The 16,936-nt window shown below is 69.9% G+C and carries 15 protein-coding genes and 1 pseudogene; 10 read left to right on the forward strand and 6 right to left on the reverse strand.

Going from position 1 to position 16,936, the window contains the following annotated elements:
• The first annotated feature begins 27 nt into the window (after positions 1-27).
• The 7 genes from ACFU6I_RS05780 (at position 28) to ACFU6I_RS05810 (ending at position 6,732) form a co-directional block, all read left to right on the forward strand.
• Positions 28-1,239 (forward strand): phosphoglycerate kinase, encoded by a 1,212-nt coding sequence (locus tag ACFU6I_RS05780; RefSeq protein ID WP_384362031.1) that lies wholly within the window; start codon positions 28-30, stop codon positions 1,237-1,239.
• A 6-nt stretch (positions 1,240-1,245) separates the two neighbouring features.
• Positions 1,246-2,022 carry a triose-phosphate isomerase gene (tpiA, locus tag ACFU6I_RS05785; protein WP_345514734.1) on the forward strand — a complete coding sequence of 259 codons (777 nt, stop codon included), beginning with the start codon at positions 1,246-1,248 and terminating at the stop codon, positions 2,020-2,022.
• A gap of 123 nt (positions 2,023-2,145) precedes the next feature.
• Positions 2,146-2,382: a preprotein translocase subunit SecG gene (gene secG / locus ACFU6I_RS05790; protein WP_345514735.1), complete on the forward strand. Its 237-nt coding sequence runs from the start codon at positions 2,146-2,148 to the stop codon at positions 2,380-2,382.
• 109 nt (positions 2,383-2,491) lie between these two features.
• On the forward strand, positions 2,492-2,827 hold the full coding sequence (locus ACFU6I_RS05795; RefSeq protein ID WP_078839979.1) for an RNA polymerase-binding protein RbpA: 336 nt from the start codon (positions 2,492-2,494) through the stop codon (positions 2,825-2,827).
• Positions 2,828-2,982: 155 nt separating this feature from the next.
• The gene (gene pgi / locus ACFU6I_RS05800) at positions 2,983-4,635 is read left to right on the forward strand and encodes a glucose-6-phosphate isomerase (protein ID WP_384362034.1); all 1,653 of its coding nucleotides are present in this window, start codon (positions 2,983-2,985) and stop codon (positions 4,633-4,635) included.
• A 4-nt stretch (positions 4,636-4,639) separates the two neighbouring features.
• Positions 4,640-5,143 carry a PH domain-containing protein gene (locus ACFU6I_RS05805; protein ID WP_384362037.1) on the forward strand — a complete coding sequence of 168 codons (504 nt, stop codon included), beginning with the start codon at positions 4,640-4,642 and terminating at the stop codon, positions 5,141-5,143.
• Between the two features lie 50 nt (positions 5,144-5,193).
• Positions 5,194-6,732 carry a PH domain-containing protein gene (locus tag ACFU6I_RS05810; RefSeq protein WP_384362220.1) on the forward strand — a complete coding sequence of 513 codons (1,539 nt, stop codon included), beginning with the start codon at positions 5,194-5,196 and terminating at the stop codon, positions 6,730-6,732.
• A gap of 313 nt (positions 6,733-7,045) precedes the next feature.
• Here ACFU6I_RS05810 and pgl read toward each other — a convergent pair whose 3' ends face one another.
• Genes pgl through tkt form a run of 5 tightly spaced genes read right to left on the reverse strand, consistent with a single transcriptional unit; the run spans position 7,046 to position 13,637 of the window.
• Complete coding sequence (gene pgl / locus ACFU6I_RS05815; RefSeq protein WP_384362040.1) at positions 7,046-7,828, reverse strand: 6-phosphogluconolactonase; 783 nt, start codon at positions 7,826-7,828, stop codon at positions 7,046-7,048.
• Positions 7,825-8,847, reverse strand: a complete 1,023-nt coding sequence (gene opcA, locus ACFU6I_RS05820) for a glucose-6-phosphate dehydrogenase assembly protein OpcA (protein ID WP_384362043.1) — start codon at positions 8,845-8,847, stop codon at positions 7,825-7,827. The genes pgl and opcA overlap by 4 nt, the downstream gene beginning before the upstream one ends.
• Complete coding sequence (gene zwf, locus ACFU6I_RS05825; protein ID WP_384362046.1) at positions 8,844-10,376, reverse strand: glucose-6-phosphate dehydrogenase; 1,533 nt, start codon at positions 10,374-10,376, stop codon at positions 8,844-8,846. The genes opcA and zwf overlap by 4 nt, the downstream gene beginning before the upstream one ends.
• 5 nt (positions 10,377-10,381) lie before the next feature.
• Positions 10,382-11,500 carry a transaldolase gene (tal, locus tag ACFU6I_RS05830; protein ID WP_384362049.1) on the reverse strand — a complete coding sequence of 373 codons (1,119 nt, stop codon included), beginning with the start codon at positions 11,498-11,500 and terminating at the stop codon, positions 10,382-10,384.
• Positions 11,501-11,534: 34 nt separating this feature from the next.
• Positions 11,535-13,637 (reverse strand): transketolase, encoded by a 2,103-nt coding sequence (gene tkt, locus ACFU6I_RS05835; protein WP_384362052.1) that lies wholly within the window; start codon positions 13,635-13,637, stop codon positions 11,535-11,537.
• A gap of 344 nt (positions 13,638-13,981) precedes the next feature.
• On the opposite strand from tkt, the gene ACFU6I_RS05840 reads away from it, so the two are divergent.
• From ACFU6I_RS05840 to ACFU6I_RS05850, 3 genes and pseudogenes are all read left to right on the forward strand, one after another.
• Positions 13,982-14,935, forward strand: coding sequence for a heme o synthase (locus ACFU6I_RS05840; RefSeq protein ID WP_384362055.1), 954 nt, complete (start codon positions 13,982-13,984; stop codon positions 14,933-14,935).
• A 94-nt stretch (positions 14,936-15,029) separates the two neighbouring features.
• The gene (locus ACFU6I_RS05845; RefSeq protein WP_384362058.1) at positions 15,030-15,389 is read left to right on the forward strand and encodes a hypothetical protein; all 360 of its coding nucleotides are present in this window, start codon (positions 15,030-15,032) and stop codon (positions 15,387-15,389) included.
• Positions 15,390-15,404: 15 nt separating this feature from the next.
• A pseudogene (locus ACFU6I_RS05850) lies at positions 15,405-15,911 on the forward strand (amidohydrolase family protein); the annotation flags it as partial.
• 6 nt (positions 15,912-15,917) lie between these two features.
• Here the strand turns inward: ACFU6I_RS05850 and ACFU6I_RS05855 are convergent.
• Complete coding sequence (locus ACFU6I_RS05855) at positions 15,918-16,931, reverse strand: heme A synthase (RefSeq protein ID WP_384362061.1); 1,014 nt, start codon at positions 16,929-16,931, stop codon at positions 15,918-15,920.
• Between the last annotated feature and the right edge of the window lie 5 nt (positions 16,932-16,936).

The raw sequence follows: 16,936 nt of genomic DNA on the forward strand, positions 1-16,936 counted from the left end.
TTTCCGCCCTCCAAGGAGTCCAGCAAGATGAAGACGATCGACGAACTTCTCACCGAAGGGGTCACCGGCAAGCGCGTATTCGTCCGCGCCGACCTCAACGTGCCGCTGAGCGGCACCACCATCACCGACGACGGCCGCATCCGCGCCGTTCAGCCGACCGTGGAGAAGCTCGCCGCGGCCGGTGCGAAGGTCATCGTCGCCTCGCACCTGGGCCGCCCCAAGGGCGCCCCGGACCCGGCCTTCTCCCTGGCCCCCGCCGCCGCCCGGCTCGGCGAGCTGATCGGCGCCGACGTCGCCTTCGCCACCGACACGGTCGGCGAGTCCGCCCGCGCCACGGTCGCGGCCCTCACCGACGGCCGGGTCGCCGTCATCGAGAACCTCCGCTTCAACCCCGGCGAGACGTCGAAGGACGACGCCGAGCGCGGCGCGTTCGCCGACCGGCTCGCCGAACTCGCCGATGTGTACGTGGGCGACGGCTTCGGAGCGGTCCACCGCAAGCACGCCTCGGTCTTCGACCTCCCGGCCCGGCTGCCGCACGCCGCGGGCGACCTGATCGCCACCGAGGTCGGCGTCCTGAAGAAGCTCACCGAGGACGTCGCGCGTCCCTACGCCGTCGTGCTCGGCGGCTCCAAGGTCTCCGACAAGCTCGGCGTCATCGACCACCTCCTGGAGCGGGCCGACCGCATCCTCATCGGCGGTGGCATGGCGTACACCTTCCTCAAGGCCCAGGGCCACGAGGTCGGCAGCTCCCTCCTGCAGGAGGACCAGATCCCGGCGGTGCTGGAGTACCTGAGGCGCGCCGAGGAGAAGGGCGTGGAGTTCGTGCTCCCCGTCGACGTCGTGGTCTCCGAGCAGTTCCCGGACCTCAAGACCAAGGCGCCGACCCAGCACAGCACCGTGCCCGCGCACGCCATCCCGGCCGGCGTGATGGGTCTGGACAACGGACCCGAGACCAACAAGCTGTACGCCTCGAAGCTCGCCGACGCCGTCACCGTCTTCTGGAACGGCCCGATGGGCGTCTTCGAGCACCCCGATTACGCCGAGGGCACCCGGGCCGTCGCCCAGGCCCTCGTCGACTCCTCGGGCTTCAGTGTCGTCGGCGGTGGCGACTCCGCCGCTGCCGTCCGCATCCTGGGCTTCGACGAGAACGCATTCGGCCACATCTCGACCGGTGGCGGCGCCAGCCTCGAATACCTCGAGGGCAAGACGCTTCCCGGCCTCGCCGCACTGGAGGACTGACCTTTCATGAGCACCCGTACCCCGCTGATGGCGGGCAACTGGAAGATGAACCTCAACCACCTCGAGGCCATCGCACACGTCCAGAAGCTCGCCTTCGCCCTGGCCGACAAGGACTACGACGCCGTCGAGGTCGCCGTCCTGCCGCCCTTCACCGATCTGCGCTCGGTGCAGACGCTGGTCGACGGCGACAAACTGAAGATCAAGTACGGCGCCCAGGACATCTCGGCGCACGACTCCGGCGCGTACACCGGTGAGATCTCCGGTCCCATGCTCGCCAAGCTGAAGTGCACCTTTGTGGCCATCGGTCACTCGGAGCGCCGCCAGTACCACCACGAGACCGACGAGATCGTCAACGCCAAGATCAAGGCCGCGTACAAGCACGGCCTCACCCCGATCCTGTGCGTCGGCGAGGAGGAGTCGGTCCGCGAGGAGGGCGGCCACGTCGCGCACACGCTCGCGCAGGTGGACGGGGCGCTCAAGGACATCCCGGCCGAGCAGGCCGAGACCATCGTGATCGCGTACGAGCCGGTCTGGGCCATCGGGACCGGTAAGGTCTGCGGCGCCGACGACGCACAGGAGGTCTGCGGGGCCATCCGCGGCCGGCTCGCCGAGTTGTACTCCCAGGAGCTGGCCGACGCGGTCCGTATTCAGTACGGCGGCTCGGTGAAGTCCGGGAATGTTGCCGAGATCATGGCAAAGCCCGACATCGACGGTGCGCTGATCGGTGGCGCCGCTCTCGACGCGGACGAATTCGTCAAGATCGTCCGCTTCCGCGACCAGTGAGTATGCGGTAGCGCCGATCCGTCGTACCCTTGCGGGGGCCGAGGAGGTGCGTCCTCCCGGCCCCCGTTGTCCGTCAGATCCGTTAGAGCAGTCCAAGGGAATTCCGGAAAGTAGGGACCAGCCGTGGTTATGGGGTTCTCGATCGCCCTGATCGTCTTCAGCCTGCTGCTGATGCTGCTGGTGCTGATGCACAAGGGAAAGGGCGGCGGCCTCTCCGACATGTTCGGTGGCGGTATGCAGTCGTCCGTCGGTGGCTCCTCGGTCGCCGAGCGAAACCTCGACCGGATCACCGTGGTGGTCGGTCTGGCTTGGTTCGCATGCATTGTTGTGCTTGGTCTGCTGATGAAGCTGGACAACTGACCCGGCGTCCGCGATTCCCGGTGAGGGTGTAACTCCTTTCACTGGACGCGCGTTGGGCCTTACGTAGACTGGGGCATCTTCGAGCACCATCACGCAGGGAGTTACGACCGTGGCAAGTGGCAACGCGATCCGGGGAAGCCGGGTCGGAGCGGGGCCGATGGGGGAGGCCGAGCGGGGCGAGTCCGCGCCGCGCCTCCGCATCTCCTTCTGGTGCTCGAACGGGCACGAGACGCAGCCGAGCTTCGCCAGTGACGCGCAGACACCGGACACTTGGGACTGCCCGCGCTGCGGCTTCCCGGCCGGTCAGGACCGGGACAACCCGCCGGACCCGCCGCGCACCGAACCGTACAAGACGCACCTTGCGTACGTACGTGAGCGGCGCAGCGATGCGGACGGCGAGGCCATTCTCGCCGAGGCCCTGGCCAAACTCCGGGGCGAAATCTAGTTCTTGTTCACCGGCCGGTCACCCCATGGGTGCCCGGCCGGAGTGCATTTGTCGGCGCCGCAGCTCTCCGTCACCTCGTCGACCCCTCTGATCAATTAAGTTGGAGGGGCAGCGGGGCATGGGCACGTACGAGAAGAAGTGGGCTGATATCCGGGATGAACGCACAAAGCCGAACCAAGCTGAATCAGACGCCCGAGTGGACCGCTCTCGGCAAGCACCGCGAGCAGTTCGGGCAGACGCATCTGCGGCAGCTGTTCGCCGACGATCCGGAGCGCGGGGCCGGATATACCCTCCGGGTCGGCGATCTGTATCTCGACTACTCCAAGCACCTGGTCACCGACGAGACGCTCCGACTGCTGCGCGAGCTCGCCGACGCCACCGGAGTCGCCGAGCTGCGTGACGCGATGTTCCGCGGCGAGAAGATCAATACCACCGAGGACCGCGCCGTCCTGCACACCGCGCTGCGCGCCCCGCGCGACGCCGTGATCGAGGTCGACGGCGAGAACGTGGTGCCTGCCGTGCACGCCGTGCTCGACAAGATGGCGGCCTTCGCCGACCGCATCAGGTCGGGGGAGTGGACCGGCCACACCGGCAAGCCGATCAAGAACATCGTCAACATCGGCATCGGCGGCTCCGACCTCGGCCCCGCCATGGCGTACGAGGTGCTGCGCTCCTTCACGGACCGCTCGCTCACCGTCCGCTTCGTGTCGAACGTCGACGGCGCCGACCTGCACGAGGCCGTTCGCGACCTCGACCCCGCCGAGACGCTGTTCATCGTCGCGTCGAAGACCTTCACCACGATCGAGACGATCACCAACGCCACCTCCGCCCGCAACTGGCTGCTGACCGGCCTTCGCGCCGAGCAGGACGCGGTCGCGAAGCACTTCGTGGCGCTCTCGACCAATGCCGAGAAGGTCGCGGACTTCGGCATCGACATCGCCAACATGTTCGAGTTCTGGGACTGGGTCGGCGGCCGCTACTCGTACGACTCGGCCATCGGCCTCTCGCTGATGATCGCCATCGGACCGGACCGGTTCCGCGAGATGCTCGACGGCTTCCACCTCGTCGACGAACACTTCCGCACCGCCCCGGCGGAGGCCAACGCCCCTCTGCTGCTCGGCCTGCTGGGCGTCTGGTACGGCGGATTCTTCGACGCCCAGTCGCATGCCGTACTGCCGTACAGCCACTATCTGTCCAAGTTCACCGCCTACTTGCAGCAGCTGGACATGGAGTCCAACGGCAAGTCCGTGGACCGGCACGGCAATCCGGTCGAGTGGCAGACCGGACCGGTCGTCTGGGGCACGCCCGGCACCAACGGACAGCACGCCTACTACCAGCTGATCCACCAGGGCACCAAGGTCATCCCGGCCGACTTCATCGGCTTCGCCGAGCCGGTCGCCGACCTGCTGCCCGGGCTCGTCGCCCAGCACGATCTGCTGATGGCCAACTACTTCGCCCAGACCCAGGCGCTGGCCTTCGGCAAGACGCCGGACGAGGTCCGCGCGGAGGGCGTCGCCGAGGAGCTGGTGCCGCACAAGACGTTCCGGGGCAACCACCCCACGACGACGATCCTCGCGGACAGCCTGACGCCGTCCGTGCTCGGCCAGCTCATCGCGCTGTACGAGCACAAGGTCTTCGTCCAGGGCGCCGTCTGGAACATCGACTCCTTCGACCAGTGGGGCGTCGAGCTCGGCAAGGTTCTCGCCAAGAAGATCGAGCCGGTGCTGACCGAGGGCACAGGGGGCGAGCAGCTGGACAGCTCGACCGCCGCCCTCGTCGCCGCGTACCGCACGCGGCGGGGCCGCTGATCCGATGACCACGGGGGAGAGGACGGTGCGGCTCCGGCCGCCGAACAACACGCTGGACCCGAGGGCCGTCGGCTGGTGGCGGACCCAGTGGCTGCTGCTGACCGCGGCGCCGGTGGCCGTCCTGGCTGTGCTGGCCGCGCTCATCGCGCCCGCCCGGTTCTGGCTGCTGCTGCCCGCCGTGGTCCTCGCGGTCCTCGGCGCGGCCTGCGCCGTCCTCTTCCCCCGCTGGTGGTACCGCACCCACCGCTGGGAGGTCACCGGCGAGGCGGTGTACGTCAGGACCGGCGTGATCCGACAGGAGTGGCGGATCGCGCCGATGTCCCGGATCCAGACCGTCGACACCGTGCGCGGCCCGCTGGAGCAGCTCTACAGGCTGGCCTCGGTCACCGTGACCACCGCCTCCTCCAAGGGGGCCCTGAAGATCGAGGGCCTCGACCACGAGCTCGCCGCCGAACTGGCCGAGCGGCTGACCCGGATCACCCAGGACACGCCCGGGGACGCCACGTGAGTGAGGTCGTGGACGGCACGGGCAGCGAGCGGCCCGCCCCACCGGCCGGCATATCGGACCGGGACCGTACGGACCCCGGGACGACCGCCGGAGCCGACTGGCGGCAGCTCGACCGGCGTACGGTCCTCGTCACCGCGCTCGTCTCGGCCGGCGTGGCGGCCGGTGCCGCGGTGCCCACCACGCTCGGCCTGGCCGGACGGCTCGGCCTCGCGGCCGCCGTCGCCTGGGTGCTGACCGGCGCGCTCGCACTGATCGGCTGCGGCGCGGGCGGCGACTACATACGCTGGCGCCGCACCCGCTATCGCATCGGCACGGAACGCATCGAGCTCCACACCGGGCTGCTGCTGGTCAAGAAGCGTTCACTGGCCCGCGAACGCATCCGCAGCGTCGACCTCACCGCCCACCCCCTGCTGCGGATCCTCGGCCTCGTCACCGTTCGGATCGGTACCGGTGAGCACACCGGCAACGAGGCCACTCTGGAGCTCGACCCGGTCCGCAGGAGCGAGGGCGAGCGGCTCCGCCACGAGCTGCTGACCCGCGCGGCCACCGATGTGCCCGGCACCCACCGCGAGGGCGAGCTCGCCGCACTCGACCCGCGCTGGATCCGCTACGCACCGGTCTCGTTCGTCACCCCCGCCCTCGGCGGTGCGGCGGCCGGGGCGGTGCTGCAGGTCAGCGACTGGTTCGGGGAACAGGGCCAGGTGCTCCACTGGATCGGCGACCGATTCCGGGACACCTCGCTGCTCACGATGGCCGTGGTCCTCGTCGCCACCGTGACGGTCGCCGGGGTCTTCGGCGCGCTCGGCCTCTGGGTCGAGATGTGGTGGAGCTACCGCCTGGAGCGCGAACCCGGCGGCACCCTGCGGATCCGGCGGGGGCTCCTCACCTCCCGGTCCGTCACCATCGAGGAGCGCCGACTGCGCGGCGTCGACATCGTCGAACCGCTCGGCATCCGGCTGTTCGGCGCCGCCCGGGTGGACGCGATCACCACCGGCCTCGCCAAGGACGACGAGGAGCAGCACGGCGACCACAACACCCTGCTGCCCGCAGCGCCCCGCAGCGTCGCCGACGCGGTGGCCGCCGACGCGCTGCGCGAGACCACGGCCCCCACCGGTGCCCCGCTGGTCCCGCACCCCCTTGCGGCCCGTGGCAGACGGTTGCGCCGGGCGGTCCTGGCCGTCCTGGCACCCGTGCTGATCCTCGGTGTCCTGGGCGTGCTGCTGACGCCCGTCCTGGTGTGGGTTGCCCTGGGCTGCGCCGTGGTGGGGCTGCCGGCCGGCGTGTTCCTGGCCCGTGATGCGTACCGCGGCCTGGGACACGCCCTCAGCGGTGACTATCTGGTGACCCGTTCCGGCACCGTACGGCGGTCCACCGCCGCACTGGAGCGGGCCGGAGTGATCGGCTGGACGGTCAGGCAGTCGTACTTCCAGCGGCGGGCGGGGCTGCTGAGCGTGACCGCCACGACGGCGGCCGGAGCGGGCGCCTACACGGTGTACGACGCCGGTACGAGCGAGGGCCTCGACTTCGCATCCGAGGCGGTCCCCGGCCTGCTGGAGCCCTTCCTGGAGCGCACGCCGCCGCACGCCTGACCCCGCTCCGGTGTCAGGCGGAACGGACGTCGTCCGCCCGCGGACCCTTCGGGCCGTCGACGACCGGGACTCGACGCGCCCGCCCTCGGCGACGGTCCGGCCGTCCCGGGTGTCGCGCCCTCGCCGTAGCACGTGACGTCGCCCTGAGCCGGGTTTGTCCCCGGGTGGGATCGAGTGCGCCGATGCGGCACCGCAGACGGCCGGTGGCACGGCCCCGGCTCGGCGGATCGCTCCCACGGGCGCCGGACAGCAGACAGGCCCGGTCCGCTCCTGGGAGCGAACCGGGCCTGCTGTCAGCCGTGCTGACGACCACTCAGGGAGAGGCCGGCGGATACAGCGCGCGCGGCAGCTGCGAGGCCGCCGCCGAGTCCAGCAGCCACAGCGTGCGGCTGCGTCCGTACGCGCCCGCCGCCGGGGCCTGGATCTCCCCGGCGCCCGACAGTGCGATGGCGGCGGCCTCCGCCTTGTCCTCGCCCGCCGCGAGCAGCCACACCTCGCGCGCGGCCCGGATCGCGGGCAGCGTCAACGAGATGCGGGTGGGCGGCGGCTTGGGAGCGCCGTGCACACCGACGACGGTGCGCTCGGTCTCCCGCACCGCGGGCAGCTCCGGGAAGAGCGACGCGACATGTGTGTCCGGGCCCACGCCCAGCATCAGCACGTCGAACGTCGGGACCGGGCCGTGGTCCTCCGGACGGGAGGCGGTGGCCAGTTCGGCGGCGTACGTGGCCGCGGCGGCGTCGGCGTCGTTGCCGCAGGGACCGTCCGAAGCGGGCATCGCATGGACCCGGGACGGGTCGAGCGGCACCGAGTCCAGCAGGGCCTCACGGGCCTGCGTGACATTGCGCTCCGGATCGCCGTCCGGCAGGAACCGCTCGTCGCCCCACCACAGGTCGAGCCGCAACCAGTCGATCGCGTCCCGGGCGGGTGCGGCGGCGAGCGCGGCCAGCAGGCCGTTGCCGTTGCGCCCACCGGTGAGGACCACCGAGGCGTAGCCGCGCGCGGCCTGGGCGTCCACGATCTTCGTGATCAGCCGGGCCGCGGCGGCCTGCGCCATCAGCTCCTTGTCGTGGTGCACGACAAGTTGAGGGGCACTCACTTCGCTGCCGCCCTCTTCGCCGCGGTCTTCTTCGCCGCGGTCGGGGTGTCGGCGGGCTCGGCGGCCTTCGGTGCGGCGGGCTCGGGCGCCGCCGCGTCGGCCAGATTCTCCACACCGAACTTCACCGCGGACTCGTAGGTGTTGTCCGGGTCCAGACGGCGCAGCTCCTCGGCGAGCAGCTCGGCGGTCTCCCGCCGCTTGAGCGCCACCGCACGGTTCGGCTGTCCCTCCATGGAGAGTGTGGCCAGCGAACCGTCCGGGCGGTCCAGGACGATGGTGCCGCCCTTGGTCTCCATCCGTACGGCCGTCAGGCCGGGACCGGCGGACTGCGTGCGCCGCACCGGTACCTTGAGCCGGTCCGCGAGCCACATGGCGAGCAGCTCGCAGCTGGGGTTCTCCGACTCGCCCTCGACCGTCGCCGACAGCACCTCGACGGGCTTCTGGTCGAGCGCGGCCGCCAGCATCGAACGCCACGGGGTGATGCGGGTCCAGGACAGATCCGTGTCGCCCGGGGTGTACGACTGGGCGCGCGCCGCGAGTTCGGCGCCCGGCGCCTCCGCCGAGTAGGCGTCCGTGATCCGGCGCTGGGCGAGCGCGCCCAGCGGGTCCTTCGCCGGGTCGGACGGTGCGTCCTCGGGCCACCACAGCACGACCGGGGCGTCCGGCAGCAGCAGTGGCAGGACCACCGACTGGGCGTGGTTGGCCAGTTCACCGTGGAGGCGCAGGACGATGGTCTCGCCGGAGCCCGAGTCGGAACCGACCCGTACCTCGGCGTCGAGCCGCGCGTCGCGCCGGCTGCGCGGCGAGCGGCTGACCCGCTTGATCACCGCGATGATCCGTGAGGGGTGCTCGCGGGAGGAGTCGCTCGCCGCCTTGAGGGCGTCGTACGCGTTCTCCTCGTCGGTGACGATGACCAGGGTCAGCACCATGCCGATGGCCGGCGTGCCGACGGCACGCCGAGCCGACACCAGCGCCTGGTTGATCTTGCTGGAGGTGGTTTCCGTGAGGTCGATCTTCATGGCCGACGCCAGCTCCGTCCGTCTCGTGCGAGCATCTCGTCCGCCTCTGCCGGACCCCAGGTGCCCGCCGGGTACTGCGCGGGCTTGCCGTGCTTGTCCCAGTACTCCTCGATCGGGTCGAGGATGTTCCAGGAGAGCTCGACCTCCTGGTGGCGGGGGAAGAGGTTGGCGTCGCCCAGCAGCACATCGAGGATGAGCCGCTCGTACGCCTCCGGGCTGGACTCGGTGAAGGACTCGCCGTAGGCGAAGTCCATCGTGACGTCCCGCACCTCCATGGAGGTGCCGGGCACCTTGGAGCCGAACCGCACGGTCACACCCTCGTCCGGCTGGACCCGGATGACCAGTGCGTTGCCGCCCAGCTCCTCCGTGGCCCCGGACTCGAACGGCAGGTACGGGGCGCGCTTGAAGACGACCGCGATCTCCGTGACCCGGCGGCCGAGCCGCTTTCCGGTACGGAGGTAGAACGGCACGCCCGCCCAGCGGCGGTTGTTGATCGTCAGCTTGATCGCGGCGAAGGTGTCGGTCTTCGACTTGGGGTCGATGCCGTCCTCCTCCAGATAGCCGAGGACCTCTTCGCCGCCCTGCCAGGCGTGCGCGTACTGGCCGCGCACGGTGTGCTTGCCCAGGTCCTCCGGCAGTTCGACCGCCGTGAGCACCTTGAGCTTCTCGGCGACCAGGGCCTTCGGATGGAAGGAGCCGGGCTCCTCCATCGCGGTCAGCGCCAGCAGCTGCAGCAGGTGGTTCTGGATGACGTCACGGGCGGCGCCGATGCCGTCGTAGTAGCCGGCCCGGCCGCCGATGCCGATGTCCTCGGCCATCGTGATCTGGACGTGGTCGACGTAGCTCCGGTTCCAGATCGGCTCGAACATCGTGTTGGCGAACCGCAGCGCCAGGATGTTCTGGACCGTCTCCTTGCCCAGGTAGTGGTCGATCCGGAAGACCTCGTTGGGCGGGAACACGTCGTGCACGAGCTGGTTGAGCTCCTGCGCACTGGTGAGGTCGTGACCGAACGGCTTCTCGATGACGGCGCGCCGCCAGGACCCCTCCGTCTGCTCGGCCAGCCCGTGCTTCTTCAGCTGCTGGACGACCTTCGGGAAGAACTTCGGCGGCACGGACAGGTAGAAGGCGAAGTTGCCGCCCGTGCCCTGTTCCTTGTCGAGCTCCTGGATGGTGGCCTTCAGGGTTTCGAAGGCCTCGTCGTCGTCGAAGTTGCCCTGGACGAAGCGCATCCCCTGGATGAGCTGCTGCCAGACCTCCTCGCGGAACGGCGTGCGTGCGTGCTGCTTGACGGCGTCGTGGACCTCTTGGGTGAAGTCCTCGTCCTGCCACTCGCGGCGCGCGAAGCCGATGAGCGAGAAGCCCGGTGGCAGCAGGCCGCGGTTGGCCAGGTCATAGACAGCGGGCATCAGCTTTTTACGGGACAAATCGCCCGTGACGCCAAAGATCACCAGGCCCGACGGCCCCGCGATACGCGGGAGCCGGCGGTCCTGGGCGTCACGGAGCGGGTTGGCTCCGGGAACACCAGACAAAGTGGTCAGCCCTCCGAAGGGGCGAGGCGCTTGAGCTCCGCCTCGGTGGAGTTGAGCAGGTCGATCCAGGACGCCTCGAACTTCTCGACGCCCTCGTCCTCGAGGAGCTGCACGACGTCGTCGTAGGAGATCCCGAGCTTCGCGACGGCTTCGAGCTCGGCCTTCGCCTGCTCGTAGGTGCCGGCGACGGTGTTGCCGGTGACCTGGCCGTGGTCGGCCGTGGCCTCCAGGGTTGCCTCGGGCATGGTGTTCACCGTGCCCGGGGCGACCAGGTCGACGACGTACAGCGTGTCCTTGTACGCGGGGTCCTTGACACCGGTGGAGGCCCACAGCGGACGCTGCTTGTTGGCCTGCGCCTTGTCCAGGGCCGCCCAGCGGTCGGAGGAGAAGACCTCCTCGTACGCCTGGTACGCCAGCCGGGCGTTGGCGAGCGCCGCCTTGCCCTTCAGCGCCTTGGCCTCGTCGGTGCCGATCGCGTCGAGGCGCTTGTCGATCTCCGAGTCCACACGGGACACGAAGAACGAAGCCACCGAGTGGATCCGGGAGATGTCCAGGCCCGCGGCCTGTGCCTTCTCCAGGCCCGCCAGGTAGGCGTCCATGACCTCGCGGTAGCGCTCCAGCGAGAAGATCAGGGTGACATTGACGCTGATGCCCTTGCCGATGACCTCGGTGATCGCGGGCAGACCGGCCTTCGTCGCCGGGATCTTGATGAGCGTGTTCGGCCGGTCGACCAGCCAGGCCAGCTGCTTGGCCTCGGCGATCGTGGCGTGGGTGTGGTGGGCCAGACGCGGGTCGACCTCGATGGAGACCCGGCCGTCCTGGCCGCCCGTGGCGTCGAAGACCGGGCGCAGGATGTCGGCGGCGTCGCGGACGTCCGCCGTCGTGATCATGCGGATGGCCTCGTCGACGGTGACCTTGCGGGTCGCCAGGTCGGTGAGCTGCTGCTCGTAGCCGTCTCCGTGCGAGATCGCCTTCTGGAAGATGGACGGGTTGGTGGTGACGCCCACGACGTGCTGCTGGTCGATCAGCTCGGCGAGGTTGCCGGAGGTGATCCGCTTGCGCGACAGGTCATCGAGCCAGATCGCCACGCCCTCGTCGGAAAGGCGCTTGAGTGCGTCTGTCATGAGAATTGCATCTCCTACTAGTCGTATAACGGCGTCAGCGCGCGGCGGCGGCGAGAGATTCCCGCGCGGCGGCGGCAACGTGCTCACCGGTGAAACCGAACTCGCGGAAGAGGACCTTGGCGTCGGCCGAGGCACCGAAGTGCTCCAGCGAGACGATCCGGCCGGCGTCTCCGACATACCGGTACCAGGTCAGGCCGATGCCCGCCTCGACGGCGACACGCGCCTTCACGGACGGCGGCAGAACACTGTCCTTGTACGCCTGGTTCTGCTCCTCGAACCACTCGACCGACGGCATCGAGACCACCCGGGTCGGGATGCCGGCCGCCTGCAGCTCCTCGCGCGCCTCGACGGCGAGGTGGACCTCGGAGCCCGTGCCGATCAGGAGGACCTGCGGCTCTGTGTTCTGGCCCTCGGGCCCTTCGGCCTCGAACAGCACGTAGCCGCCCTTGGCCGCATCCTCGTTCGCCTCGTACGTCGGCACGCCCTGACGGGTCAGCGCCAGACCGTGCGGGGCGCCCTTGCCGAACACCTTCGTGTAGCGGCGCAGGATCTCGCGCCAGGCGATGGAGGTCTCGTTGGCGTCGGCCGGGCGGACGATGTTCAGGCCCGGGATGGCGCGCAGCGAGGCCAGGTGCTCCACCGGCTGGTGGGTCGGGCCGTCCTCGCCGAGACCGATCGAGTCGTGCGTCCACACGTACGTCACCGGCAGGTGCATCAGCGCGGACAGTCGCACGGCGTTGCGCATGTAGTCGGAGAACACCAGGAAGGTGCCGCCGTAGATGCGGGTGTTGCCGTGCAGTGCGATGCCGTTCATGGCCGCGGCCATGGCGTGCTCGCGGATACCGAAGTGGATCGTGCGGCCGTACGGGTCCGCGCCCGGCAACGGGTTGCCCGCCGGGAGGAACGACGACGTCTTGTCGATCGTCGTGTTGTTCGAGCCCGCGAGGTCGGCGGATCCGCCCCACAGCTCGGGGATGATCTCGCCGAGCGCCTGCAGCACCTTGCCGGAGGCGGCGCGGGTGGCGACGCCCTTGCCCGGCTCGAAGACCGGAAGGCTGTCCTCCCAGCCCTCGGGCAGCTCGCCCGCGGAGATCCGGTCGAACTCGGCGGCGCGCTCCGGGTTGGCGGTGCGCCACGCGGCGAACGACTTCTCCCACTCGCCCTTGGCCTCACGGCCGCGGTCCAGCGCCTCACGGGTGTGCGCGATGACCTCGTCGGAGACCTCGAAGGTCTTCTCCGGGTCGAAGCCCAGGACCTTCTTGGTCGCCGCGACCTCGTCCTCACCGAGTGCCGAGCCGTGCGAGGCCTCGGTGTTCTGGGCGTGCGGGGCCGGCCAGGCGATGATCGAGCGGGCCGCGATGAACGACGGGCGCTCGGTCTCGGCCTTGGCCGCCTGCAGAGCCTTGTAGAGACCCGCGGGGTCCAGGTCGCCGTTCGGCAGCTGCTCGACGCGCTGGACGTGCCAGCCGTACGCCTCGTAGCGCTTCAGGGTGTCCTCGGAGATCGCGGTCTCCGTGTCGCCCTCGATGGAGATGTGGTTGTCGTCCCACAGCAGGACCAGGTTGCCGAGCTTCTGGTGCCCGGCCAGCGAGGAGGCCTCCGCGGAGATGCCCTCCTGGAGGCAGCCGTCGCCGGCGACGACCCAGACCATGTGGTCGAACGGGGAGGTGCCGGGGGCCGCCTCCGGGTCGAACAGGCCGCGCTCGTAGCGGGCGGCCATGGCCATGCCCACGGCATTGGCGACACCCTGGCCCAGCGGGCCCGTCGTCGTCTCGACACCGGTGGTGTGGCCGTACTCCGGGTGACCCGGGGTCTTCGAGCCCCAGGTGCGGAACGCCTTGAGGTCATCGAGCTCGAGGCCGTACCCGGCCAGGTAGAGCTGGATGTAGAGGGTCAGGCTCGTGTGACCCGCCGAGAGCACGAACCGGTCGCGACCGGTCCAGTCCGCGTCGGCGGGGTCGTGCCGCATCACCTTCTGGAAGAGCGTGTACGCGGCGGGAGCGAGGCTCATCGCCGTACCCGGGTGGCCGTTTCCGACCTTCTGTACGGCGTCAGCGGCAAGGACGCGGACAGTGTCCACGGCCCGCTGGTCCAATTCGGTCCACTGGAGGTCTGTGGTGGTCGGCTTGGTGCTCACCCTGAGTCAGGGCTCCTCTCCACTGTTGTAAACCGGTGACTGGTGACCGCACCGGGCATCGTCGAGCCTACCCCCGACGCAACACGCATTTTCCGGCTGCTTTCCAGGGTGCAGGCGACCCGCGGAGTTCGCCTCCCGTATGAGCGCAACGGCTCACTTCTGCGCTACTCCGATGAGCGCGACTCCTTACTTATGCGCTCATCGGGCACGTTGCTTCGGCGCGACTCCAACACGACCCCACCCCCGCGAAGAACGGCCTGTCCTCAACGTCTACAGTGGTCTGGTTCGCGCAAGTCTTTACTGGGCCTTCATGCCCGGAGCTTGCTGGGATTTCTCTGTCAGGGGTGTGCGTGACGGCCGTCGAGTCCCGACCCGCAGGGGTCGCCTTGACTCCGAGCCCAGGGGGCCATCGCCCGTTCGGGGCCCGTATCAAGGCATTCGTGGCGCTGACCAAGCCGCGGATCATCGAGCTGTTGCTGATCACCACTGTTCCGGTGATGTTCCTCGCCGCTCAGGGTGTGCCCGACCTGTGGCTCGTACTCGCTACCACCATCGGCGGATATCTCTCCGCGGGTGGTGCCAATGCGCTCAACATGTACATCGACCGCGACATCGACGCGTTGATGGACCGTACGTCGCAGCGCCCGCTGGTCACCGGCATGGTGAGCCCCCGCGAGTGCCTGGCCTTCGGTATCGCCCTCGCGGTGATCTCGACGGTCTGGTTCGGGCTGCTGGTCAACTGGCTGTCGGCGGCACTCTCGCTGGGCGCGCTGCTCTTCTACGTCGTCGTCTACACGATGCTGCTGAAGCGGCGCACCTCGCAGAACATCGTCTGGGGCGGCATCGCGGGCTGCATGCCGGTCCTCATCGGCTGGTCCGCCGTGACCAACTCGATGTCCTGGGCCGCGGTCATCCTCTTCGCCGTCATCTTCTTCTGGACGCCGCCGCACTACTGGCCGCTGTCGATGAAGGTCAAGGACGACTACGCCCGTGTCGGCGTACCGATGCTCCCGGTCATCGCGTCCAACCGCGTGGTGGCCCGCCAGATCGTCGTCTACAGCTGGGTGATGGTGGCGGCGTCGCTGCTGCTGACCCCGCTCGGCTACACCGGCTGGTTCTACACGGCCGTGGCGCTGCTGACCGGCGGGTTCTGGCTCTGGGAGGCGCACGGCCTGCAGAACCGGGCGAAGGCCGGGGTGTCCGGCGCCAAGCTCAAGGAAATGCGACTGTTCCACTGGTCGATCACCTACGTGTCGCTGCTGTTCGTCGCCGTCGCGGTCGACCCGTTCCTGCGCTGACACCGTTTCGCTCCTGCCGACGGGCGGGGTACGTGGCCCATGCCACGTGCCCCGCCCGTCGCCAGTTGATCTACCCATCGGTAGCATCCGTTGCATGGCAGACACGGCAGAGACCCAGCAGGTTGACGACAGCAAGCAGGCCGCCCGCGCGGAGCGCAGGGCAGCCAGGCTCGCCAAGCAGATCGGTGCCTTCGCCAAGGCGCACGGCGGCGCCGAGGGGCAGCTCGCCTACATGGGGCAGATGGGCACCCGCATCGTGCTGGTCGGCGAGGACGGTGGCTGGGGCGACCTGGTCGCACCCTCGTACGAGGTCGCCGAGAGCGCCACCGCGAAGGCCGGGATCACGATGCACGAGTCCTTCGACGGAGAGTTCGCCGCCAAGGTCCGCACCGGCCCGTACGAGTGGACGCGGATGGCCGGGATCCAGGTCGGCGGCCCCTCCAACAAGGGCTGAACCGCCGCCCGGGGAGGCGCGGCCCCCGACGACCCGGTGCTGCTGCGGCATCTGATGTGGACCGCGATCGCCTGCGGGCGGCCGCTGCAACTGCATCTGCGCTCCACCGACCCCCGGCGGACGGCGGGATTCGCCGCCGCGACGGCCGGGCTCGGCAGCGATCTCGTACTGCTGCACAGCTATCCGCACCACCGGCACGCCGCACAGCCGGCGAGCATCCATCCGCATGTGTACGCCGACGTGGGCGCCGCCCTGACCCGTACGGGAGCGCGCGCCGCGGCCGTCCTCGCGGAGGTCCTGGAGCTCGCCCCGTTCGGCAGACTGCTGTTCTCCAGCGGCGCTCAGGGACTGCCGGAACTGCATGTGGTGGGCCCGCAGCAGTTCAGTGAGGCGCTGGGCAGGGTGCTGGGCGACTGGGCGGCGGACGGCGCGTGGTCACGCATCGACGCCACGCGGGTGGCCGCGATGATCGCGTCCGGCAACGCGCGCCGGGTGTACGGGCCGGACCGGCGGCCCGCGTAGCAGGGCTCAGCCGGCGGCTGCGGGCTCCGGCGTCTCCGCAGCGGGGGCGGGCACCGGGGCGGACGCCCCCGGGCGCTCACGCAGCGAGAGCATCACCCGCACGACGGCGATCCACACCAGGCACGAACCGAGCATGTGCAGCCCGACCAGGATCTCCGGGGTATCGGTGAAGTACTGCACGTACCCGATCACGCCCTGCGCCATCAGCACCAGGAAGAGATCACGGGTGCGGCGCATCGGACCGACCGGCGCGTCGACGGCCTTCAGTACGAACCAGAGCGCGACCGTCAATGCCACAACGACCCAGGCCAGGTCGGCGTGGAGCTGCGCGATCATCTTCCAGTCGAGCGGGATGCGGTGGACGTCGCTGGAGTCGCCCGCATGCCGTCCGGCACCCGTCACCACCGTGCCGACGGCGATCAGCAGACCGGCCGCGACCGCCAGCAGCCAGGTCAGCTGCGAGACCGCCTTGCCGACCAGCGGACGCGGCTCGGCATCGCCCTCCCGTACCCGCTGCCAGGTCACGACGGCGACCGTGAGCAGCGCGGTGGAGAGCAGGAAGTGCGCCGCGACGGTGTACGGGTTGAGGCCGACCAGCACGACGATGCCGCCGAGCACGGCGTTGCCCATGACCACCCAGAACTGCGCCCAGCCGAGCCGGGTGACGCTGCGCCGCCACGGCTTCGCCGAGCGGGCGGCGATGATCGCCCAGCCGACCGCCGCGCACAGCACGTAGGTGAGCATCCGGTTGCCGAACTCGATGGCGCCGTGGAAGCCCATCGCGCTCGTCGCCGTCAGGGACTCGTCGGTGCACTTGGGCCAGGTGGGGCAGCCGAGACCGGAGCCGGTCAGCCGCACCGCACCGCCGGTGACCACGATGACGACGGCCATCACGACGGCCGACATCGCCGCGCGGCGGACCGTCCGGGGGGACGGGGTCCAGCGTTCGGCGATGAAGAGGAGCGGGTTCCGCGCGGCTTGAGCGACTTCGGCTCGGGTCAGCTTGGGCACGCGCACCATCGTAA

This window comes from Streptomyces sp. NPDC057486, assembly GCF_042802415.1.
GTDB lineage: Bacteria > Actinomycetota > Actinomycetes > Streptomycetales > Streptomycetaceae > Streptomyces > Streptomyces yanii.

Bases quoted from the DNA above. Each gene is read 5' to 3' on its own strand.
- ACFU6I_RS05780 (WP_384362031.1), top strand. From the start codon at position 28: ATGAAGACGATCGACGAACTTCTCACCGAAGGGGTCACCGGCAAGCGC.
- tpiA (WP_345514734.1), top strand. From the start codon at position 1,246: ATGAGCACCCGTACCCCGCTGATGGCGGGCAACTGGAAGATGAACCTC.
- pgi (WP_384362034.1), top strand. From the start codon at position 2,983: ATGAACGCACAAAGCCGAACCAAGCTGAATCAGACGCCCGAGTGGACC.
- ACFU6I_RS05805 (WP_384362037.1), top strand. From the start codon at position 4,640: ATGACCACGGGGGAGAGGACGGTGCGGCTCCGGCCGCCGAACAACACG.
- opcA (WP_384362043.1), bottom strand. From the start codon at position 8,847: ATGAAGATCGACCTCACGGAAACCACCTCCAGCAAGATCAACCAGGCG.
- tal (WP_384362049.1), bottom strand. From the start codon at position 11,500: ATGACAGACGCACTCAAGCGCCTTTCCGACGAGGGCGTGGCGATCTGG.
- ACFU6I_RS05845 (WP_384362058.1), top strand. From the start codon at position 15,030: ATGGCAGACACGGCAGAGACCCAGCAGGTTGACGACAGCAAGCAGGCC.
- ACFU6I_RS05855 (WP_384362061.1), bottom strand. From the start codon at position 16,931: ATGGTGCGCGTGCCCAAGCTGACCCGAGCCGAAGTCGCTCAAGCCGCG.